Source organism: Bradyrhizobium sp. 521_C7_N1_3 (genome assembly GCF_052075975.1).
GTDB classification, from domain to species: Bacteria; Pseudomonadota; Alphaproteobacteria; order Rhizobiales; family Xanthobacteraceae; genus Bradyrhizobium; species Bradyrhizobium japonicum.
Genome location: NZ_CP197232.1, coordinates 2,764,397 through 2,783,826, shown reverse-complemented (window position 1 = coordinate 2,783,826; position 19,430 = coordinate 2,764,397). Strand labels below are relative to the sequence as shown.

Below are 19,430 nucleotides of genomic sequence, written 5' to 3'. Positions count from 1 at the left end.
GGGGCGCCGACGCGGCTCAATGCCCTTCGAACGTCATCAGCGTGCGCACCGGCACGTCCATCGCGCGCAGCTTGGCGGCGCCGCCGAGATCGGGCAGATCGACGATGAAGCAGGCGGCGACCACATTGGCGCCGATCTGGCGCAGCAGTTTCACCGCGCCCTCCGCAGTGCCGCCGGTGGCGATGAGATCGTCGACCAGGATCACGCGCTCGCCGGGCCGGATCGCGTCGACATGCATCTCCATCTCGTCGATGCCATATTCGAGAGAGTAAGCGATGCGCACGGTGGTGTGCGGCAGCTTGCCTTTCTTGCGGATCGGCACGAAGCCGGCGGAGAGCTGGTGCGCCACCGCGCCGCCGATGATGAAGCCGCGCGCCTCCATGCCGGCGACCTTGTCGATCTTGTTGCCGGCCCAGGGATTGACCAGCTCGTCGACCGCGCGGCGGAACGCGCGCGCATCCGCGAGCAGGGTCGTGATGTCGCGGAACAGGATCCCCGGCTTGGGATAGTCGGGAATGGTGCGGACGCTCGCCTTCAGATCGTGGTCAAAGGTCATTGGTGCCTCTCAATCAACGCGCGCATCCAGCCGGAACGCATTCTCGACAATCCTCAGGCCCACCTCGCCGCTGAGCGACATCAGCGATTCCGGGTGGAACTGCACGCCGGCAACCGGCAGGGTCTTGTGCTCGAGCGCCATGGCGACGCCGTCCTCGGTGCTGGCGGTGACATCAAGCACCTCCGGCATGCTGTCGCGCTCGACATGGAGCGAGTGATAGCGGCCGATGACGATCTCGTTCGGCAAATTGCGCATCAGGCGGCCGCCGCGGACCTGCACCCGCGAGGGCCGGCCGTGCGCGGGGTGGGTGAGCTGACCTAGCTCGCCGCCGAAATATTCGCCGATCGCCTGCACGCCGAGACAGACGCCGAACACCGGCAGCTTGTTCTCCAGCGCCGCGTCGATGGTCTTCTTGATCCCGAAGTCCTCAGGTCTGCCTGGTCCGGGTGACAGCACCAGCAAATCCCACCTCTTCCGCTTGAGCATGTCGAGCGCATGCACATGGCGGACCACGGTGACGTCGGCGCCGACCTGGCGGAAATAATCGGCCAGCATGTGCACGAAGCTGTCGTCGTGATCGATCAGTAGCACCTGCTTGCCCGAGCCGGTCGCATCGGGCGCGAAGGCCGACAGCGGCTTTGGCGGATCACCGCGCAGCGCCTGGAACAGGGCTGCGGCCTTGACCTGGCACTCGCGGTCTTCGGCCGCGGGATCGGAATCGAACAGGCAGGTGGCACCGACGCGCACCTCGGCGAGACCATCCTTCATGCGGATGGTGCGGATGGTGAGGCCGGTGTTGATGCTGCCGTCGAAATTCACCGCGCCGATCGCGCCGGCATACCAGCGCCGCGGCGAGCGCTCGTGATCCTCGACGAACTGCATCGCCCAGAGTTTTGGCGCGCCGGTTACCGTCACCGCCCAGGCATGGGTGAGGAAGGCATCGAGCGCGTCAAAGCCCGGGCGAAGCATGCCCTCGACGTGATCGACGGTGTGGAACAGTTTTGAGTAGGTCTCGATCTGCCGCCGCGCCAAGACCTTGATCGTGCCGGGCACGCAGACGCGCGCCTTGTCGTTGCGGTCGACGTCGGTGCACATGTTGAGCTCGAACTCGTCCTTCTCCGAGTTCAGGAGCTGGCGGATCTGCTCGGCATCGCCGATCGCATCGGTGCCGCGCGCGATCGTGCCCGAGATCGGGCAGGTCTCGACGCGGCGTCCGTCCGAGCGCACGAACATTTCCGGCGAGGCGGAGACGAGGAACTCGCCCTCGCCGAGATTCATCAGCGCGCCGTAGGGCGACGGGTTGATGACGCAGAGGCGCTGGAACACTTCCGCCGGCGAGCGATCGCAGGGCTCGGCGAACAGCTGTCCCGGCACCGCCTCGAACAGATCGCCGCGCGCGAAAGCCGCGCGCGCGGTCTCGACGGTGGCCTGATATTCGCCGGGCGCGTGATCGGCAAAGCCCTGGCGCGGTGTCTTCAGGTACGGGCTCTCGACGGTCTCGCGCGACAGGCCTTCGGTGGATTTGCCCTTCCACGCGAAATCGTAACTCAGCACCACGCCGCGGCCGGTGGCACGGTCGTAGGCGAGCAGGCGATCGGGGACGTAGAGCACGATGTCGCGCTGATCATTTTCGCGAGCGCGCTTCTGCACGAGGTCCTCGATCTGGAACACGAGGTCGTAGGCGAAGGCGCCGAACAGGCCGAGCAGCCCGTCATCGTTGGCGGAGAAGGCGGCGACGAGATCGCGCACCAGCGACATCACGCTGGCGCGCCGCGTGCGCTGGTCTTCCTCGACCGGCGCATCGCCGCGGATGATGTGGCCGGCAAGCCGCGTGGCGCTCTTCTCGGAGATGACGACGCAGGGCTCGCGCAACACGTCTGCGAGGAAGGCGATCAGTACCTGGCCGCGTTCATTGAGCGCTTCCAGCTTGAAATTGACGCCAGTGGTCTCGAGCTTGAGCGGCGGGTCGGAGAAGCCGAGGTCAAAGCTCTCGTAGCGGCCGGGCACGGTCGTGCCCGAGGACAGCACCACGCCACGGCGGCGGTCGAGCAGGTTGATGAGATCGTCGAGCCTGTTGGCGCCGCCGGTGAACTGCTCCGCCACACGCGTGATCGCGAGACCGCCGCGGGTCATGTAGTCGCTTCGGGCCGGGAGGGCAAAGACTGTCCTGTTCATGTCGTCCTCTTACGAAACTTGCCGAGGAAACGCCACACAGGACAAACGATCAGGCCGCCGCACTGCGTGGCGACCTTCGACGATTTTGAGAAATGAAATCGCACCGGCCACCTCTTTAGGAGGTGCGCCACCAAAGACGGGCTGGGCGGACAGCGGTGCTCATGGGGCGGATACTCACCATGGCGCGGGGACGACGTCAAGGGTGCCCCCGCGCCCCGGGAATAGCGATTATCCCAGATGCTTCCGGAAAAACTCCGTCGCCCTGCCCCAGGCGAGTTCGGCGGCTTCGCGGTCGTGCACGGCCTGGCGCTGCTCGTTGACGAAGGCGTGTTCGGCGTCATAGCGGAACAGCTCGAGCGACTTGCCGGCGGCCTTCATGCCGTTTTCAAAGCCATTGACCAGCTCCGGCGTGCACCAGTCATCCTTGTTGGCGAAATGGGCCTGGAGCGGGATCTTGACGTCGGCGGGCTTGGCGGCCTGCTCCGGCGGGATGCCGTAGAACACGACGCCGGCCGCAAGCTCCGGAATCTTGGTCGCGCCGATGATGGTGACGGCGCCGCCGAGGCAGAAGCCTGTCAGCCCGACCTTGGCGCCGTTGCGCGACAAATATTGCGTGGCGCCGCGCACGGTCTGCGTGGTGGCGTCCATGAAGTCCAGCGAGTTCATCTCTTTGCCGGCGGCGTCCATGTCGTGATACGGCACCACCTTGCCCTTGTAGAGATCGGGCGCCAGCGCATCGAAGCCGGCGAGCGCAAAGCGGTCGCACAGGCCCTTGATCTGGTCCGACAGGCCCCACCATTCCTGGATCACGACCACGCCCGGCGCGTTGCCGCGCGCGGCGTTGGCGAGATAGCCCGAGGCGTCCTTGCCGTCAGGGCGCTTGAAGGTGATGGCGGTTCCCATGGTGTCCTCCGATGAGTTTCTGGGGGAGCGGTTGGCGGTATTTTGGCCGCTGGGAGCGCGATAGGCAATCGCGCCAAACAACACACTCTCGTGCCCCGGATGCAATGCAGAGCGCCGCCCTTCGCGGCGTGGTGCGTTGCTGATCCGGGGCCCAGCCACAAGCATGCCGGGTCTCGGCTCTGCGCAGCAGCGTTGCACGCTGCAGCGCTCCGGGAGGCGGGCAACAAAAAAGCCCCCTCGCGGGGGCTTCTTCATTTCCGATCGCGCGCCGCTCAGTGGGAGTCGGCCCAGACCTTTTTCTTCGTGAAGTACATCAGGCCCGCGAAGATGATCAGGAACACGAACACCTGGAAGCCGAGGCGCTTGCGCGCTTCCATGTGGGGTTCGGCGGTCCACATCAGGAACGTGGTGACGTCCTTGGAATACTGCGCGACCGTGGTCGGCGAGCCGTCGTCATAGGTCACCTGGCCGTCGCTGAGCGGCTTCGGCATCTTGATGGCGTGACCCGGGAAGTACTTGTTGTAGTAGGAACCTTCCGGGATGGTGACGCCCTCAGGCACCTTGTCCTCAAAGCCCTGGAGCACCGCCGCGACATAGTCCGGGCCCTGCTCCTGGTACTGGGTGAAGAAGTCGAAGATGAACCAGGGGAAGCCGCGGCCGTAGGAGCGCGCCTTGGTGATCAGCGACAGATCGGGCGGCGCCGCACCGCCGTTCGCCGCACGGGCCGCCTGCTCGTTCGGGAATGGCGAGGGGAAATAGTCCGCCGGCCGGCCCGGGCGCTCGAACATGTCACCCGCATCGTTCGGGCCGTCCTTGACCTTGTACTCGGAGGCAAACGCCGCTGCCTGCGCCACCGAATAGCCGGGGCCGCCGGCTTCCGCGAGGTTGCGGAAGGCGATGAAGGACAGGCCATGGCAGCTCGAGCAGACCTCCTTGTAGACTTTCAGGCCGCGCTGGAGCGCACCGCGGTCGTACTTACCGAAAGGGCCGGAGAACGACCATTTGTTGCCCGGCGGCCTGTCGCTGCCTTCGGAGGCGCGAGCGTCCTGAAGGCTGCCGAGGAACAGCGCGCCGGCGGCAACGAGCGCGATGGCGACCGAGGCCACCGCCTTGCCGCCCTTGGCCAGGATCGCCTCCGAGATCGAGTTCGGCACTGGCCGCGGCGTCTCGATGCGCGAGAGCAGCGGCAGCACGATCAGGAAGTAGGCGAAGTAGCAGACCGTCAGGACCCGGCCGGCGATCACGTAGATGCCTTCCGGCGGCTGCGCGCCGAGATAGCCGAGCAGGATGCAGACCGCGACGAAGATCCAGAAGAACTGCTTGGCCAGCGGCCGGTACTTCGACGACCTGGTCTTGGCGGCATCGAGCCAGGGCAGGAAGCACAGGATGATGATCGCCGAGAACATCCCGATCACGCCCGCGAGCTTGTTCGGGATCGAGCGCAGGATCGCGTAGAACGGCAGGTAGTACCATTCCGGCACGATGTGCGGCGGCGTCACGCCCGGGTTCGCCGGGATGTAGTTGTCGGCGTCGCCGAGATAGTTCGGCATGTAGAAGATGAACCAGGCGTAGAGCAGCAGGAAGCAGGCGACACCGAACCCGTCCTTGATGGTCGCGTGCGGCGTGAACGGCACCGTGTCCTTTTCCGTCTTCGGCTCGACGCCGTCAGGATTGTTCTGGCCGGCGACATGCAGCGCCCAGACGTGGAGCACGACGACGCCGGCGATCAGGAACGGCAGCAGATAGTGCAGCGAGAAGAAGCGGTTCAGCGTCGGGTTGCCGACCGAATAGCCGCCCCACAGCAGCGTCACGATGCTCTCGCCGACATAGGGAATGGCGGAGAACAGATTGGTGATGACGGTGGCGCCCCAGAAGCTCATCTGGCCCCACGGCAGCACGTAGCCCATGAAGCCCGTCGCCATCATCAGGAGGTAGATGATGACGCCGAGGATCCACAGCACCTCGCGCGGCTCCTTGTAGGAGCCGTAATAGAGGCCGCGCAGCATGTGGACGTAGACCGCGAAGAAGAACATCGACGCGCCGCAGGCATGCATGTTGCGCAGCAGCCAGCCGTAGTTCACGTCACGGACGATCAGCTCGACCGACTTGAAGGCGAGATCGGCGTGCGGCGTGTAGTGCATCGCCAGGACCACGCCGGTCAGGATCTGCATCCCCAGCATGAAGGAGAGGATGGCGCCGAAGGTCCACCAGTAGTTCAGGTTGCGCGGGGTGGGATAGACGACGAAGGAGGAATGGACGAGACCGATGATCGGCAGACGTCGCTCGATCCATTGCAGGGCCGGATTGCTCGGCTGGTAGTCGGATGGTCCGCTCATGATGCGATCCTGAGGAAATAATACGACGAGACGGCGCGAAGCTCCGGGCGAAGGCCCGAAGCTCAGCCGATCTGGATTTTGGTGTCGGAAACGAACTGGTACGGCGGCACCGGCAGGTTGGCGGGCGCGGGCCCCTGGCGGATGCGGCCGGACGAATCGTACTGCGAACCATGGCAGGGGCAGAAGAACCCGTCGTAATTGCCCTCATGAGCGATCGGGATGCAGCCGAGATGGGTGCAGATGCCGATCACGACCAGCCACTGCTCGTGGCCGGGCTTGACGCGGGCCTCGTCGGACTGCGGATCGGGCAGGCTCGCCACGTTGACGGCGCGCGCCTCGTCGATCTGCTTCTTGGTGCGGTGGCTGACGTAGATCGGCTTGCCGCGCCAGAACACCTTGATGTCCTGCCCCTCGGCGATCGGGCTGAGATCGACCTCGATCGGCGCACCGGCGGCGATGGTCGACGCATCAGGATTCATTTGAGAGATGAAGGGCCAGAGCGCAGCTGCGCCCCCTACTGCTGCAGCTGCCCCCGTTGCAACGAATAAGAAATCACGGCGTGTCGGATGGTCCGCCGAAGACGCTGTCGTCACGATTCCAACCCTTTCTTCTTATGCTGCCGGCGGAACCGCTCCGGGAGCCCCCAAGGTCCCCAAAACAGTGTGCCGGCGCCCGCGGCCCCCCGCGGCGGCAGAACTTCACTTGTCCCCACCGAAACAGGGCGAAAACAGCAGTCCAGAATCGTTCTATTGGCACCCTTGCCGGGCGAGCGCAAGCCCGCTAACGGCGTGGGGGCGTGCAATGCACGAATTCCGCAGCCAGCGATGTTTTATTGAGACATTTCCGGCCCGCACCGACCCCGATACAGCCCTTGCACATCCCATGCAGATCGCGCTTTTCCAACCCGACATCGCCCAGAACACCGGCACGATTCTCAGGCTCTGTGCCTGCCTCGGCATGGCCGCCCATATCATCGAGCCGGCAGGCTTCCCGTTCTCCGACCGCTTGTTCCGCCGGGCGGGAATGGACTACCTCGATCATGTCAGCGTGACCCGCCACGACTCCTGGTCGAAATTCGAGGACTGGCGTGCGACACAGGGCTACCGCCTGCTGCTGTTCACCACCAAGGCCGCCACCGATTACCGCGATTTTCATTACCAGACGTCGGACATCCTGCTATTCGGGCGCGAGAGCGCCGGCGTCACCGACGCGGTGGTCGAGGCTGCGGATGCGCGGCTGGTGATCCCGATCACGGCGGGGCTGCGGTCGCTCAATGTCGCCATGACCGCGGCGATGGCCGCAGGCGAGGCGCTGCGGCAGCTCCGGAACCCGCAAGTTTGATATGTTGAGGAGAGACCATTGAGTTACGCGGTCAAGGAAATCTTCCTGACCCTGCAAGGCGAAGGCGCCCATGCCGGGCGCGCGTCCGTGTTCTGCCGTTTTGCCGGCTGCAACCTCTGGAGCGGCCGCGAAGCCGACCGCGAGGCCGCGACCTGCAAATTCTGCGACACCGATTTCGTCGGCACCGACGGCACGCTCGGCGGCCGCTATGCCTCGGCCGCGGAACTCGCCGACACCATCGCCGCGCAATGGACGGCTGCCGCCGACAACCGTTACGTGGTGCTCACCGGCGGCGAGCCGCTGCTCCAGGTCGATGCCGCCCTGATCGACGCCCTCCACGCCCGCGGCTTCGAGATCGGCGTCGAGACCAACGGCACGATTGCGGCGCCTGATGGGCTCGACTGGATCTGCGTCAGCCCCAAGGGCGGAAGCGAGCTCGTCCAGCGCCGCGGCCACGAGCTGAAGCTGGTCTATCCGCAGGCCCTCGCCGCGCCGGAGACCTTCGAGGGCCTCGCCTTCGAGCGCTTCTCGCTGCAGCCGATGGACGGACCCGAGGTTGCCCAAAACACCGTGCGTGCGATCGACTATTGCCTGCGCCATCCGCAATGGCGGCTGAGCGTGCAGACGCATAAATCGCTCGGCATCAGATAAGATTGGTTTTCGAACAGATGTGGGAATTGACGAAATCGTTCCGCTTCGAGGCGGCGCACTCATTGTCGGGAACGACCTTTGGCGCCGCGAGCGAGGAGATCCACGGCCACTCCTTCCGCGCCGAGGTGACGTTGCGCGGCACGCCGGACCCTGCGACCGGCATGGTGGTCGATCTCGGCCTCGTCCAGCGCGCGATCGAGGACGTGCGGCTCACGCTGGACCACAAATACCTCAACAAGATCGAGGCGCTGGGCACACCGACGCTGGAAAACCTCTCGCGCTTCGTCTGGGAGCGGCTCCAGCATATCGGCAAGCTCACCCGCGTCAGCATCCACCGCGACAGTTGCAACGAGAGCTGCACCTATTACGGTCCGCAGGAGTGAAATTCGCAGGGTGGGCAAAGCGCAGCGTACCCACCATTCAGGACGACAATGAAGTTGGTGGGCACGGCGCCAAGGCGCCTTTGCCCACCCTACGAGACCGGTTTTGGAATTGGATATGGACATCTCGACAATCGAAGACCGCAAGACGCGCGCCCGCGCCTGGTTCGAGGCTTTGCGCGACGACATCTGCGCAAGCTTCGAGCGGCTGGAGGATGACGCCCCACAAAGCCTTTATCCGGGCGCGGCCGGCCGCTTCAAACGTACGCCCTGGCAGCGCACCGATCATACCGGCGCGCCCGGCGGCGGCGGCGTGATGTCGATGATGTCCGGCCGTCTGTTCGAGAAGGTCGGCGTGCACTGCTCGACGGTGCACGGCGAATTCGCGCCCGAGTTTCGCGCCCAAATCCCGGGCGCGGCGGACGACCCCAGGTTCTGGGCCTCCGGCATCTCGCTGATCGCGCATCTGCGCAATCCGCACGTGCCCGCCGTGCACATGAACACCCGCTTCGTCGTCACCACAAAAGCCTGGTTCGGCGGCGGCGCCGATCTCACCCCGGTGCTCGACCGCCGGCGCACGCAGGACGATGCCGACACGCTCGCCTTCCACGCCGCGATGAAGGAGGCCTGCACGGGCCCGAACGGCGTTGCCGACTACGACAAGTACAAGAAATGGTGCGACGAGTATTTCTACCTGCCGCACCGCAAAGAGGCGCGCGGCATCGGCGGCATCTTCTACGACTGGCACGACAGCGGCGACTGGGACGCCGACCTCGCCTTCACCCAGGATGTCGGCCGCGCCTTCCTGAAAATCTACCCCGATATCGTCAGGCGCAATTTCGCGAGCGCCTGGACCGCTGAGGATCGCGAGGAGCAGTTGATCCGGCGCGGACGCTATGTCGAGTTCAACCTGCTCTACGACCGCGGCACCATCTTCGGGCTCAAGACCGGCGGCAACGTGGACTCGATCCTGTCGTCGCTGCCGCCGGAGGTGAAATGGCCATGAGCACCGCGATGCCTCCGCTGCCGCGCGCCATGCTGATCGACATGGACGACACCATCCTGTCGGCCTACGGCCGGCCCGAGATCGCCTGGAATACCATCGCAGAAGAATTTGCCGACGAGCTCGCGCCGCTGCCGCCGCAGCAGGTCGCGACCGCAGTTTTGGCCTTCGCACGAAACTTCTGGGCCAATGCGGAAGCCGCGTGGCGGATGAAGCTTGGCGAGGCACGGCGGCTCACGGTGCGGGGCGGCTTCGCCGCGCTCGCCGCCGACGGCCACCGCGCCCTCTCCGACGATCTCGCCGATCGCCTCGCCAACCGCTTCACGACCTATCGCGAAGAAGCGATCTTCGTGTTCCCCGGCGCGCATGATGCCATCGACGCGTTCAAGGCACGCGGCGTCAAGCTCGCGCTGGTCACCAACGGCGCCGCCGACATGCAGCGCGCCAAGGTCGAGCGCTTCGAGCTGACGCATCGCTTCGATCACATCCAGATCGAGGGCGAGCACGGTTTCGGCAAGCCCGAGGAGCGCGCCTATCTGCACGCGATGGAGGCACTCGGCGTCACCGCGAAAGACACCTGGATGATCGGCGACAATCTGGAATGGGAGGTCGTGACGCCGCAGCGCCTCGGGATCTATTCGATCTGGATCGACGTGCATGGCGACGGCCTGCCCGAGGGCTCGGCCGTCAAGCCCGACCGCATCATCCGCTCGCTGACCGAGCTCGTGCCGGACCAGCCGTAACCCAGGCGAAAACAAAATTTCGAAAAACAACCCCATGCACCGTAGCCGGCCTTTGCAATTTCAACAGCTTGCCGCAAACGCGATGCACTGCTGATTTTACGAAATCATTTGACGCGTCGGGCAAAACAGGCGCATGATGCCATCATCGCCGCGCCTGGGACGGAAGAGCCCCTGGTGACCTCGAGCGATCCCCCACTCGAACCTCTGCCATCGACGTTCCGGCAGTCTGCGCAAGCCGCAGCAAATTCACGGGTCCCATAGCCCGTGATCGGCCTGTCATGACGACTTGCTAGCCTCCCCTCTCGTCGATCAACCCCGAAAGGACCATCCATGGAACTGAAAACCGGCGACGTCGTGATGCTGAAATCCGGCGGCCAGCCGCTGACCGTCGCAGAGGTGAAAGGCGACGACATCCTCTGCCTCTGGATGGGCTCGGAAGGCGATCTGTTCCGCGAGACGCTGCCGCTGGCCGCGCTCGACCGCCTGGAAGTGGAAGACCACGACGAGGATGAGGACGAAGACGAGGATGACGAATAGGCACGCCTAAGACCGTATCCTAGTTAGATCGGAGCCTTCCGCTCCGGCGCTCCCGATGTCCGCTCCTCTGCGCAATAACAGCGCAATAGCGGACATCGCTGGATGTCGCAGAAGGGCCAGAAGCAGACATCGCCAATCTGTTGGGCTCAGCCGCGTTTTAGGAATAGATGCAATTCGGTTACGTAAGGGAACGCGACCATATCTCGCCCGATCAGTGCGGGGTCGTATTGGATGAGGCTTTCGACCTCGGCGCGGACGCGGTCCTGTTCCTCATTCGGCAACACCGCGATGAAGCTCGTCGACAGGGCACGGTCGACGATCCCGCTCGGCAGCATAGGCTGGCTGAATGGATAGTTCTTGCTCGCCAGGTGTCGGAAGCGAGCATCGTCGAAGATCACCCGCCATTTGCCAGTTGATTGCCGCGGCGTATCGCCGGCATAGTTATCCATGATCCCAGAAAACGCGGCGACCCAGGGCACACGATCGTCCCGCACATTCCAGATCAGAGCCAGAGCGCCGCCCGGCTCGAGAACCCGAAATATCTCGCTTATCGCTTTCTCATAGTCGAACCAATGAAAGGCTGTCGCGCAACAAACGAGCCCGGCTGCCTTATCTCGCGCGGGAATGCACTCCGCACTGCCGATCAGCACTTCAACCGTCGCCAGACGGCCGACCGGAATGCGTGCGGCCATCTTATCGATTGGTTCCACCGCTAGTATGTGCTTCCCGGTCAGCGCCAACAACTCAGTGAACTTCCCGGTACCAGCGCCAAGATCGATGATCGCGTCCGCCGACGGCAGGTCGGAGAGCAATGCCACAGGATATTCCGGGCGACCCGAGACGTATTCGCTCACCTTGCTCGAGTAGCCTGCAGCAACTGAAGTTGCCATGGTTGGACCTCCCCCAGAGAGCAGCCCCTCTAAGATAACAAAGGCGCAGGTCACGGTCACAGGCATTATCGACAGTCTGCAGCCGACGAGGACCGATATGGGCCAAAATGCGAAGAACTCAGAGCGAGCGAAGTGAGTCCGCTCTACCCCACCAAGCGGACCTCAATGAAAGGTGTCGCCACTTCGCTGATGGGCCAAGAGCTGCTCTCCGCGCTTCACCAGCAATCTACCAGTTTAGCGAACCGGCGGAACTTTCCCGATCGACTGCGTCCCCGCTGACTTCCGCTCGCGCTGGATGCTGATCGCGTTCAGTACCCGCGCGACGACGATCATCATCAGCACTCCGGCAACACTAACCACGATCTGCATCGCAAGCCCCTCCGAGAGGTCGAGCATCGTAAGTTGGCTGGCGAGCGCCAGAAGGACGCCGAAACAATAGATCGGCAGCGAATTCTGGCCACAGCACTTCGCGCAGCTCAACACCGGCGTCGATAGCCCTTCCCAATTCCGAGGAATGAATCGCAGCGCCACAATTGCGAGAGCCACAAAATGCAGCAGCCGCATCGGACTGAGATTCGATTTATCCGGCGGGGCCAGCAGATCCGTCAAAGTTTGCGGAACCAGCGCCTCGATGCTCCAACTTTGAGCAAGGACCAAGCCGAAAATCAGATAAAGAACGGCAAAAACAAGCGCCGGGCGCGACATTACCCAAGGCCGGAATTTCTCTCCCTCAATGACGCACCATGCGCCGAGCACGATCAGGAGCTGCCAGGCCAGCGGATTAAAGAACCAGACGCCGTTGGGCCAGGCTGGAACTCTCCAACCGAAGAGGTGCACGAGCGCGTAGAGCAGCAAGGACACTCCGAGTGTCGCGTTCGGCGCTCGCAGCAGCAGCCACAGCAGTGGCGCGAACAGCACGTGAAAAATCACAAAAACTGGCAAGACGTCGGTGTTCACAGGCCGGTATTGCAGGATTGCGGCGTGCGCAAGCGTGGCGCCCGGATGCTCGAGCAGAACTCGCGTATTGCTCTCGTCGGCGAGATTATCGCTGCCCGCAAGGTAGGCGAGGATGGCGCAAGCGAGCGTGAGCAGTAGAAACGCCGCATAGATGTCCCATCCCCGGCGCAGTGAACGGCCGATCATGCCGCTCCAGCCCTCGCGCTCACGTGCCCTGCCGTAGGCCAGAGCGCAGGTCACGCCCGAGATGAACATGAATATCTCGGCGGCATCGCAGAAGCCGTAGTTTCGAGGCGTCAGCCAGCTCCCGATGTTATTGGGAACGTGATCGAGAAAGATCCACCATAACGCGATCCCGCGGCAGACATCGATACGCAGATCGCGGTCAGCCGCCCTGAACCCCGGCGGAGTCTCGCCGAACAATCGCGTCGAGGTGTGAGCTCGATCATCCATCTGCCGGCCTTCTGCGTGCGCTCATGGAGCCAATAATGCGCGCCAGCTACCCGATGGATGATGGGGGCTCCTTCGTCGCCCGGCTGCTCCTCCGAGCGCCAGTGTCGGGAGGGTCGTCGTCCTCCCAAGGAGCTTGCAAGACGTTGGCGCCGACGCCCCGTATCAAGAGTTGCTTTCTCATCTCGGTGAGGCGGGCGCGGCAGTACTCGCGGTATAATATGTCGACTATGGTGGACATGATCGAACCCCTTCCTGATCACCACGGTTGACGTCCCATGTGACAGATCGACCATTTCACCCGGCGACTGAAAAGGAGTAGTGCCGGGACGTAGTCTGTGTCCGACGGACCCTAATGGTGATGCAGCGATCAAGGCACGACAGGAAATCGGCATCAGAAAACAGTCTCGTTCCCGATTAGCCGCGAACAGCGTTGTAAAGTTGGATCTGGTCTTGCACCGAGCCAAGGATTTTGAAATTGGATCCAATGGCGGCAATTTGAAATAGAGCCATCACAATCATCTCCTCTTAAAGGAGATATTTGCACGCGACATTCGCAATCAAAGATTGTCATAATTTTCTGGTCGCCACGTGAGCCAGTTCACATCAGCACCAATCACAGGTGAATGAGACTAGCAGAGAAAGGATGTAGCTTCTTGGAATCCTGCGCACCTCAAGAGACGGTCGGTGCGCGAATTGCAAATTGCGGATACCGACAGCTGGCCTGTCGCAGCATTTGACCCAATGTCTTATCAAGGCTGGAGGTCACCATGTCTACGGACGCAGCCGATTTCGTCTCGCATCGATTCTCGACGCGTGAGCATCCGGAGCGGATGCGACTTCCACTCTGGCGCGAGAGCTTTGTGCGGGGGATAGTCCACGCCGACGTCGAGCCTCTCGCGAACGTTCCATTTCGAGTCGACGCAACGTTGCAAGCGATCCGCGGTTTGCGCACGCTCGCACTGAAAGGCTCGCCCATGCGCTTCAAGCGCCTGCGGACGAGCATTGCTGACGGTGACGACTCGATCGGCCTCATCGTCTGCTCACCCGGCAAAAGTCGGCTGTCGCAACGCGGCCGGGACATCGAGCTTTGCGCCGGCGACGCAATCTCGATTCTGCATTCGGAGCCCGCCACCGTCACCTATGTCGACGGATTACTATTCGGTCTGGCGGTACCTCGCGAGGCGCTTGCACAGCGCGTGGCGGACATCGAGAGCCTCGCCATGCGGCCAATCACTCAGCGAAATGAACCGCTCCGCCTCCTCATGGCTTATCTGAAGTCGGCATTCAAGGAGGGGGCTCTGGTCGCCCCCAAGCTGCGTGATCTAGTCATGACTCACACTTGTGATCTAGTAGCGCTCGCGGTCGGCGAGTGCGCCCCTTTGGGCGAAAGCGATGCGAGTGCGGTCGTGGCCGCGCGCCACAGTGCCGTTCTCGACTACATCGCCGTGCACTTTCAGGAGCCGGGGCTCAGCGTCGAGACGGTAGCTCGTCGCCAAGGCATCTCACCTCGCTATCTGCAGCGCCTGATGGCGTTATCAGGATCATCGTTCACCGGGCACGTGAATGAGCTACGTCTCCAACTTGCGTTCAAACTGTTAACCGAAGCGCGCGTCGGCGCGCAGCTAATTTCCGATATCGCGCTGGAGGTAGGCTTCTCGGATGTTTCGCATTTCAATCGCCTGTTCCGATCTCGCTTCGGCGATTCGCCGCGTGGGGTTCGTTACGCCGGCAGGGATCCCGGCCGAGCCACGTGTCCCTGATCGGCGCGTGCGCGAGATCCTGCTAGCGAATGTCCGCTATGGGTCAAAAGCTGACCTCGGCATCTTGCAGGAGCTTTGTCCGTTCAACGCTTAGCAGCAGAAATCGGGGTGCCGCAGGGATGGTCGGCTACGGGCCAGAAGCGGACGACGAGACCGAGCGTCTTGGCATCCCCAAGGCCAACGATAAGCTCGAACTTCTCTGGTGGCTGCGTCCATCTGGGGCTTGCCTTACGAACCCACTGACTACACGCTGCCCAAATGAGCAGATTCCGCGCCCGAGGTAAGGTCATGATCGGCGCCACGGCACTCCGTGCGCTTGTGCTGGCTGCAGCTTTTTTCGCGGCGTTGTCGCCGGCCACCTGCCTTGGCCAAAACAGCAACCGCTTGCCGGCCAAGGCTACAAAGGAGCTACCACCCGAGTTGCTCTCGCTGCTCCGACAAAAGAAGATGCCAAAATACTCGCCTATCCTTGTCCGCGTCTTCAAGCAAGAGGCGGAGCTCGAAGTCTGGAAACAGGACACCACCGGCCTCTTCCAAATCCTCAAGGTGTACCCGATCTGTCGGTGGTCGGGGGATCTCGGGCCGAAGCTGAAGGAGGGTGACCGTCAGGCTCCAGAGGGGTTCTATACGATTACTCCCGAGCTGATGAATCCCAACTCCGATTACCATCTCGCGATCAACGTCGGCTTTCCCAACAGCTTCGACAAGGCAAACAATCGCGACGGCAGCTTACTCATGATCCATGGCGACTGCTCATCGAGCGGTTGCTATGCCATGACCGACGAACAGATAAGCGAGATCTATTCGCTAGCGCGGGACTCCCTCGGCGGCCGACCGTCCTTTCAGGTCCAGGCCTATCCATTCCGCCTGACGCCGGCAAACCTGGCGCGGCATCGAAATAGCCCGAACCTCTCCTTCTGGAAAATGCTCAAAGTCGGCAACGATCACTTCGAGACGACGCATTTCGAACCTAAGGTGGACGTGTGCAATCGACGCTATGTGTTCGATGCGCAAGCTCCACCAAATTCGCCGTATCCTCTCGTGTTCAGTCCCACCGACAAATGCCCCGCGTTTGTCGTGGATTCCAAAATTGCGCGGCGGGCGCTTGAGAAGCAACGTACCGACGAACTCGAATTCGCACGATTGCTCAATGACAACGTGCCGGCAGCCCCGATCTATAGCGGACTGGACGGCGGAATGAACGAGGCTTTTCTAGCAAAGTACCTGGTCAGAGTGACGCTTGCGAAAGTGATGCCGTATGCATCTTATCTGCCGCAACTGCCGCCAATCCCCTGGGTCACCAACGATGGTTCGTTGACGAGTAGATGGTTTGGCACCTCGTTCTCGAAACCGATTGCATGTGATCTGGCTCGTTCCAGCTTCCTGTCGACCGTCGTGGAAGGAGACGACGGGTGCTAGAGCGCCCGGTCTACTTCAGGCTTGCATCCCTGCGCTCGCTATCAGCCCATGCTCCCCGGCATGAAGCAGCGCGGCTTCGGATGACCATCTAGGTAGTAAGGCCAGACCATCGTACGGCCAGCGCGGTTCGGTCCATCCACGACAGCTTCGTTCGGAACATCAACCCACTCGCCATCAAGGCGTACGCGATAGTGACCGTCCTTAGTTTCCCAATCGGCGTCATCAACGCGCTTCGCATCACTCCCATCGCAGCAAGGCCCTTTGCCACTGTGCAAGCTCTCATACCAGCTGTTCAACTCGGGGTGCTGATAATCGTGGGCGCGAGCGTGACCGATTGTAAAGATCGGCAGCATGACAGTGAGTACAGCAAGCGCCGCATGCCGAAGGTGATTGTTCATCTTACTCCTAATCCCGCAGTGGAAGTCGCACACGCCGAACACGTCAAGGCACGCCAAACTTGGGCCCGTAGCAGCCACTCCAGGACCACACACATCGCCGCCCCGGTACCGCAGAGCTTAAGCTTGCTCACTCACCACCGGATATGAAAGGCCGACAGTGCTTGTGTGCTCTATGGAGATGGAGAAGCGATCGACCGATTAAAGGAATATTTCGTCACATCGTTTTCAACGATGCGCGATGTCGACGCGTCGTATGATCACGAGTTCCGGCGCATGCTGAAGAAGTTGAGTTTGGCCCTAAGCACGCCCTCCGCATCGCAGCGCCCGGTCCGCGATCTCAACGACGCAGCAGTATCTCCGTCCGAGATGACAAATCCGCCTGCTCCGATCGTCAACACGCTATTAATTTCGATGTCGAGACAGTAGGCGGATATCGCTACGACCACGACGCACGTCCGCTTCGGGTCAAAATGCGAAGAACTCAGAGCGAGCAAAGTGAGTCCGCTCTACCCCACCAAGCGGACCTCAATGAAAGGTGTCGCCACTTCGCTGATGGGCCAACAGCAGACCTTTGACGCATTATCTACAACACCTGAAAAACATCCAGCGTTCGTGCGTTCGGCGAAAGCGAGCCGCTGGCGATCGAGCAGATGCGGTTCACCCAGTCGTATTTTTCCGAACTCGTCTCAAAGTAAGGCGTGGTACGGAAATAGTAGGCTTTCGGGTCGACGATCTCACCTCGATAAAGGCGATCCATAACTTCTTTCGGACCATGGCGAAGTCCCTTCCACGCTGTGTAAATCTGATGCTTGTCGTCGGTCTCTAGGGTCAACCGCACGTCCACCTCCATCACGTCGTCGCGGCGAATCAGAGACCAGCCGCCGCCACCCGGCAACACCTTGCCCTTGAGTTTCGGTCCGTCGAAGCTGCCGCCATCAAAATGAAAAATGCGTCGGCGGCCATAGGGAGTGTCGCCAAGAATGGATACTTGAATCTCGAGGGCGATCGTGAACAGAAAACTGGTGTTGATCTCCGGCATGGAGGACCTCCCGATTAAGGCATCTGCCATGTGTTGCGAAATCTATTGTAGGACGACCTTTTGGCTTCAACTAGCGGGCTCTAGCCGGGCCAGCGATGGCTGTTTAGGGTCACAAGCGGCGGTCGAAGTGAGCACGGCCCCGCGTCCGGTCTGCCGCCGATAGCCGACACTACAATGGTCTCAGCCTTGTTCGGCTAAGGGCCACAAGCGGACTCCATCTCTAGCGGCCACCAGCGCCGTCCGCTCGTTGAACTCCGGGTGGCGTCCATACGCCGTCGAGAACCTCGGCCTTAGGCCAATAGGCTCGGACATAAAGTGAGAAATCAGAACCGCTCGGCGCTGGTAGCCAATTGCTACGCAGCGCATCGCCGGGCGGCTCGGCCTGCACGTAGATCGTAAGAGAGCCATCCGGGTTGAATTTGAGATCTTTGTTCTTGGTGCCAAGCGAGTAGCGCGTGAGTTCGTTCTTCACGAAGAAGTGGTGTTCATTATATAACGTCAATGACCAGAAGCCATTAACCGGCGGCGTCTGTTCCTTTGGAAAGGTCACCGTATAACGGTTAGCGCCGTTGAGACGGGCGCCCGTCCTATCGAGGTCTTGGTAAAAGTACTTTGTCTCGTTCGGTGAATTAACTAGAATGTTGGACTTGGCTGCCGCAGTGCGCGTGAAGTAGTCGGTGCCGAAGGCCGCTTCGTTCGATATTGTGCTCCAATTATTCGGAAGCTGTTCGCCGTAGTTTCGGAACTGAAACAGCGGCGTGACCAGTTGGTCTTCCACCTCTTGCGCTGCCTTGATCATCGCGGGTTTGAGCGCTGGGTTTGACTTCATGGCATCAAGGACAGCGCGTATCTGCGCGTAACGGGCCTCTTCGCCCGGTAATGGCGGAGCATCGGCGAGCACGGCTGGAAGCTCGTCGATAAACTTTTCAGGAAACACCCATTTCGTCTCTTCTTGGCCGCTCGGCGCGCCAGCCACTTTTGGTATCTTGCTCCAATCATAGCTCTTTAGTTTGCCGTCGTACTCCGATAGCGGGTAAATCATAACTTGCGTGAGTACGCCTTGGATGGCTTTCTTGTCCTCCGGGGTGTCATCTTGGAAGATGCGTGGTGCAACGAAGCCGGTGTTGGTCGAAGCGTGAAACACCTTAGTGATGCCCTTCGGCACCTCGCCATGCCAGCCGGGTCCGGCCAATAAGTAGAAACCGGGGGTAGTCCCATACATCTTACCGAGTTGGACGACGCCATCCGTTCGCAAATCGACCACCTGATAGACCCAGAAGCGATTACCGAAATCAGGCACTTGGATCACAACCGGTGAAACGTCGAGAGCGAGCGATCCGGCGCCGTAGACAACGTCCTGATTTGGGCACGCCACTATTCGCTGGTCGGGATTGATATAATCCGTCAGCATCGCAACCCGATTGAGCGGCGCAGTCGGCACTGGGCCAGCCATCACAAAATCTTTGACGTCCTTGAAGGCTTGTCTCCGATTATAAATGTTGATCATTGGCCAAGCCCAGAAGTAAGCGTCGCGAGCGACAAGCTTTGCGTATTCCTCAGTGATCTTTACGCGAGTATCTGGGCCGGGAGGTAGCGCCCGCACCCAGCCGGGCGAAGGTGGAATTGCGGGTGCCGGCAATTGGGCTTGCGCCACCGAACAAAGACCTAGCAACGCTATTGAGCTCGCGGTTGCTGACAGAACTTTCCGTGCGCGCATGCTTGTGTCCCCCCTACTCCGAGGTGTGACCGAGCTTATCGCCCAAGCTGAAATTGAGTGTCGTCCGGAGCTTTGATCCAAATCAAAGAGTTCCGCTTTGGGTCACAAGCCGACATCGACCCAGAGCGCTGGAACGTCTGCTAAGGGGCTAAAAGGCGACATGCGGCCTGTG

General features: G+C 61.7%; 18 protein-coding genes. 8 read left to right on the top strand and 10 right to left on the bottom strand.

What is annotated here, in order from left to right; genetic code table 11:
- Positions 1–16 precede the first annotated feature (16 nt).
- The 5 genes from AB7008_RS12585 to petA all read right to left on the bottom strand — a co-directional run bounded on the left by AB7008_RS12585 (position 17) and on the right by petA (position 6,563).
- Positions 17–556, bottom strand: coding sequence for an adenine phosphoribosyltransferase (locus AB7008_RS12585; RefSeq protein ID WP_014497384.1), 540 nt, complete (start codon positions 554–556; stop codon positions 17–19).
- 9 nt (positions 557–565) lie between these two features.
- Complete coding sequence (locus AB7008_RS12580; RefSeq protein ID WP_304492993.1) at positions 566–2,731, bottom strand: anthranilate synthase component I; 2,166 nt, start codon at positions 2,729–2,731, stop codon at positions 566–568.
- Positions 2,732–2,959: 228 nt separating this feature from the next.
- Positions 2,960–3,634, bottom strand: a complete 675-nt coding sequence (locus AB7008_RS12575) for a dienelactone hydrolase family protein (RefSeq protein ID WP_028158233.1) — start codon at positions 3,632–3,634, stop codon at positions 2,960–2,962.
- Positions 3,635–3,906: 272 nt separating this feature from the next.
- Positions 3,907–5,970 (bottom strand): cytochrome b/c1, encoded by a 2,064-nt coding sequence (gene fbcH / locus AB7008_RS12570; protein WP_038935361.1) that lies wholly within the window; start codon positions 5,968–5,970, stop codon positions 3,907–3,909.
- Positions 5,971–6,032: 62 nt separating this feature from the next.
- Positions 6,033–6,563: a ubiquinol-cytochrome c reductase iron-sulfur subunit gene (gene petA / locus AB7008_RS12565; RefSeq protein WP_028153668.1), complete on the bottom strand. Its 531-nt coding sequence runs from the start codon at positions 6,561–6,563 to the stop codon at positions 6,033–6,035.
- Between the two features lie 289 nt (positions 6,564–6,852).
- Between petA and AB7008_RS12560 the strand changes: the two genes are divergently transcribed.
- From AB7008_RS12560 to AB7008_RS12535, 6 genes are all read left to right on the top strand, one after another.
- Positions 6,853–7,311, top strand: a complete 459-nt coding sequence (locus AB7008_RS12560) for a tRNA (cytidine(34)-2'-O)-methyltransferase (protein WP_014497389.1) — start codon at positions 6,853–6,855, stop codon at positions 7,309–7,311.
- A gap of 18 nt (positions 7,312–7,329) precedes the next feature.
- Positions 7,330–7,962 (top strand): 7-carboxy-7-deazaguanine synthase, encoded by a 633-nt coding sequence (gene queE, locus AB7008_RS12555; protein WP_441258896.1) that lies wholly within the window; start codon positions 7,330–7,332, stop codon positions 7,960–7,962.
- 17 nt (positions 7,963–7,979) lie between these two features.
- Entirely contained in the window at positions 7,980–8,345 is a 366-nt protein-coding gene (locus AB7008_RS12550; protein ID WP_028158236.1) for a 6-pyruvoyl trahydropterin synthase family protein, read from the top strand.
- A 115-nt stretch (positions 8,346–8,460) separates the two neighbouring features.
- Positions 8,461–9,348 (top strand): oxygen-dependent coproporphyrinogen oxidase, encoded by an 888-nt coding sequence (gene hemF / locus AB7008_RS12545; RefSeq protein ID WP_038935363.1) that lies wholly within the window; start codon positions 8,461–8,463, stop codon positions 9,346–9,348.
- A complete protein-coding gene (locus AB7008_RS12540; RefSeq protein WP_175618024.1) occupies positions 9,339–10,088 on the top strand; it encodes an HAD family hydrolase in 750 nt (249 codons plus the stop codon). Before hemF ends, AB7008_RS12540 begins: the two co-directional genes overlap by 10 nt.
- Before the next feature lie 330 nt (positions 10,089–10,418).
- Positions 10,419–10,625: a YodC family protein gene (locus AB7008_RS12535; protein ID WP_028153663.1), complete on the top strand. Its 207-nt coding sequence runs from the start codon at positions 10,419–10,421 to the stop codon at positions 10,623–10,625.
- 146 nt (positions 10,626–10,771) lie between these two features.
- On the opposite strand, the gene AB7008_RS12530 is transcribed toward AB7008_RS12535, so the two are convergent.
- The gene (locus AB7008_RS12530; RefSeq protein ID WP_441258895.1) at positions 10,772–11,515 is read right to left on the bottom strand and encodes a class I SAM-dependent methyltransferase; all 744 of its coding nucleotides are present in this window, start codon (positions 11,513–11,515) and stop codon (positions 10,772–10,774) included.
- A 234-nt stretch (positions 11,516–11,749) separates the two neighbouring features.
- Complete coding sequence (locus AB7008_RS12525) at positions 11,750–12,925, bottom strand: OpgC family protein (protein WP_441258894.1); 1,176 nt, start codon at positions 12,923–12,925, stop codon at positions 11,750–11,752.
- Between the two features lie 767 nt (positions 12,926–13,692).
- Between AB7008_RS12525 and AB7008_RS12520 the strand changes: the two genes are divergently transcribed.
- Together AB7008_RS12520 and AB7008_RS12515 are read left to right on the top strand one after the other, a co-directional pair.
- Positions 13,693–14,685, top strand: a complete 993-nt coding sequence (locus tag AB7008_RS12520; RefSeq protein WP_028158242.1) for a helix-turn-helix transcriptional regulator — start codon at positions 13,693–13,695, stop codon at positions 14,683–14,685.
- A 288-nt stretch (positions 14,686–14,973) separates the two neighbouring features.
- On the top strand, positions 14,974–16,104 hold the full coding sequence (locus tag AB7008_RS12515; RefSeq protein WP_304492987.1) for a L,D-transpeptidase family protein: 1,131 nt from the start codon (positions 14,974–14,976) through the stop codon (positions 16,102–16,104).
- Positions 16,105–16,145: 41 nt separating this feature from the next.
- Here AB7008_RS12515 and AB7008_RS12510 read toward each other — a convergent pair whose 3' ends face one another.
- From AB7008_RS12510 to AB7008_RS12500, 3 genes are all read right to left on the bottom strand, one after another.
- Positions 16,146–16,502 carry a hypothetical protein gene (locus AB7008_RS12510; RefSeq protein WP_441258893.1) on the bottom strand — a complete coding sequence of 119 codons (357 nt, stop codon included), beginning with the start codon at positions 16,500–16,502 and terminating at the stop codon, positions 16,146–16,148.
- A 583-nt stretch (positions 16,503–17,085) separates the two neighbouring features.
- Entirely contained in the window at positions 17,086–17,541 is a 456-nt protein-coding gene (locus tag AB7008_RS12505) for a DUF3237 domain-containing protein (RefSeq protein ID WP_441258892.1), read from the bottom strand.
- Positions 17,542–17,761: 220 nt separating this feature from the next.
- The gene (locus tag AB7008_RS12500) at positions 17,762–19,048 is read right to left on the bottom strand and encodes a DUF1254 domain-containing protein (protein ID WP_248879891.1); all 1,287 of its coding nucleotides are present in this window, start codon (positions 19,046–19,048) and stop codon (positions 17,762–17,764) included.
- Between the last annotated feature and the right edge of the window lie 382 nt (positions 19,049–19,430).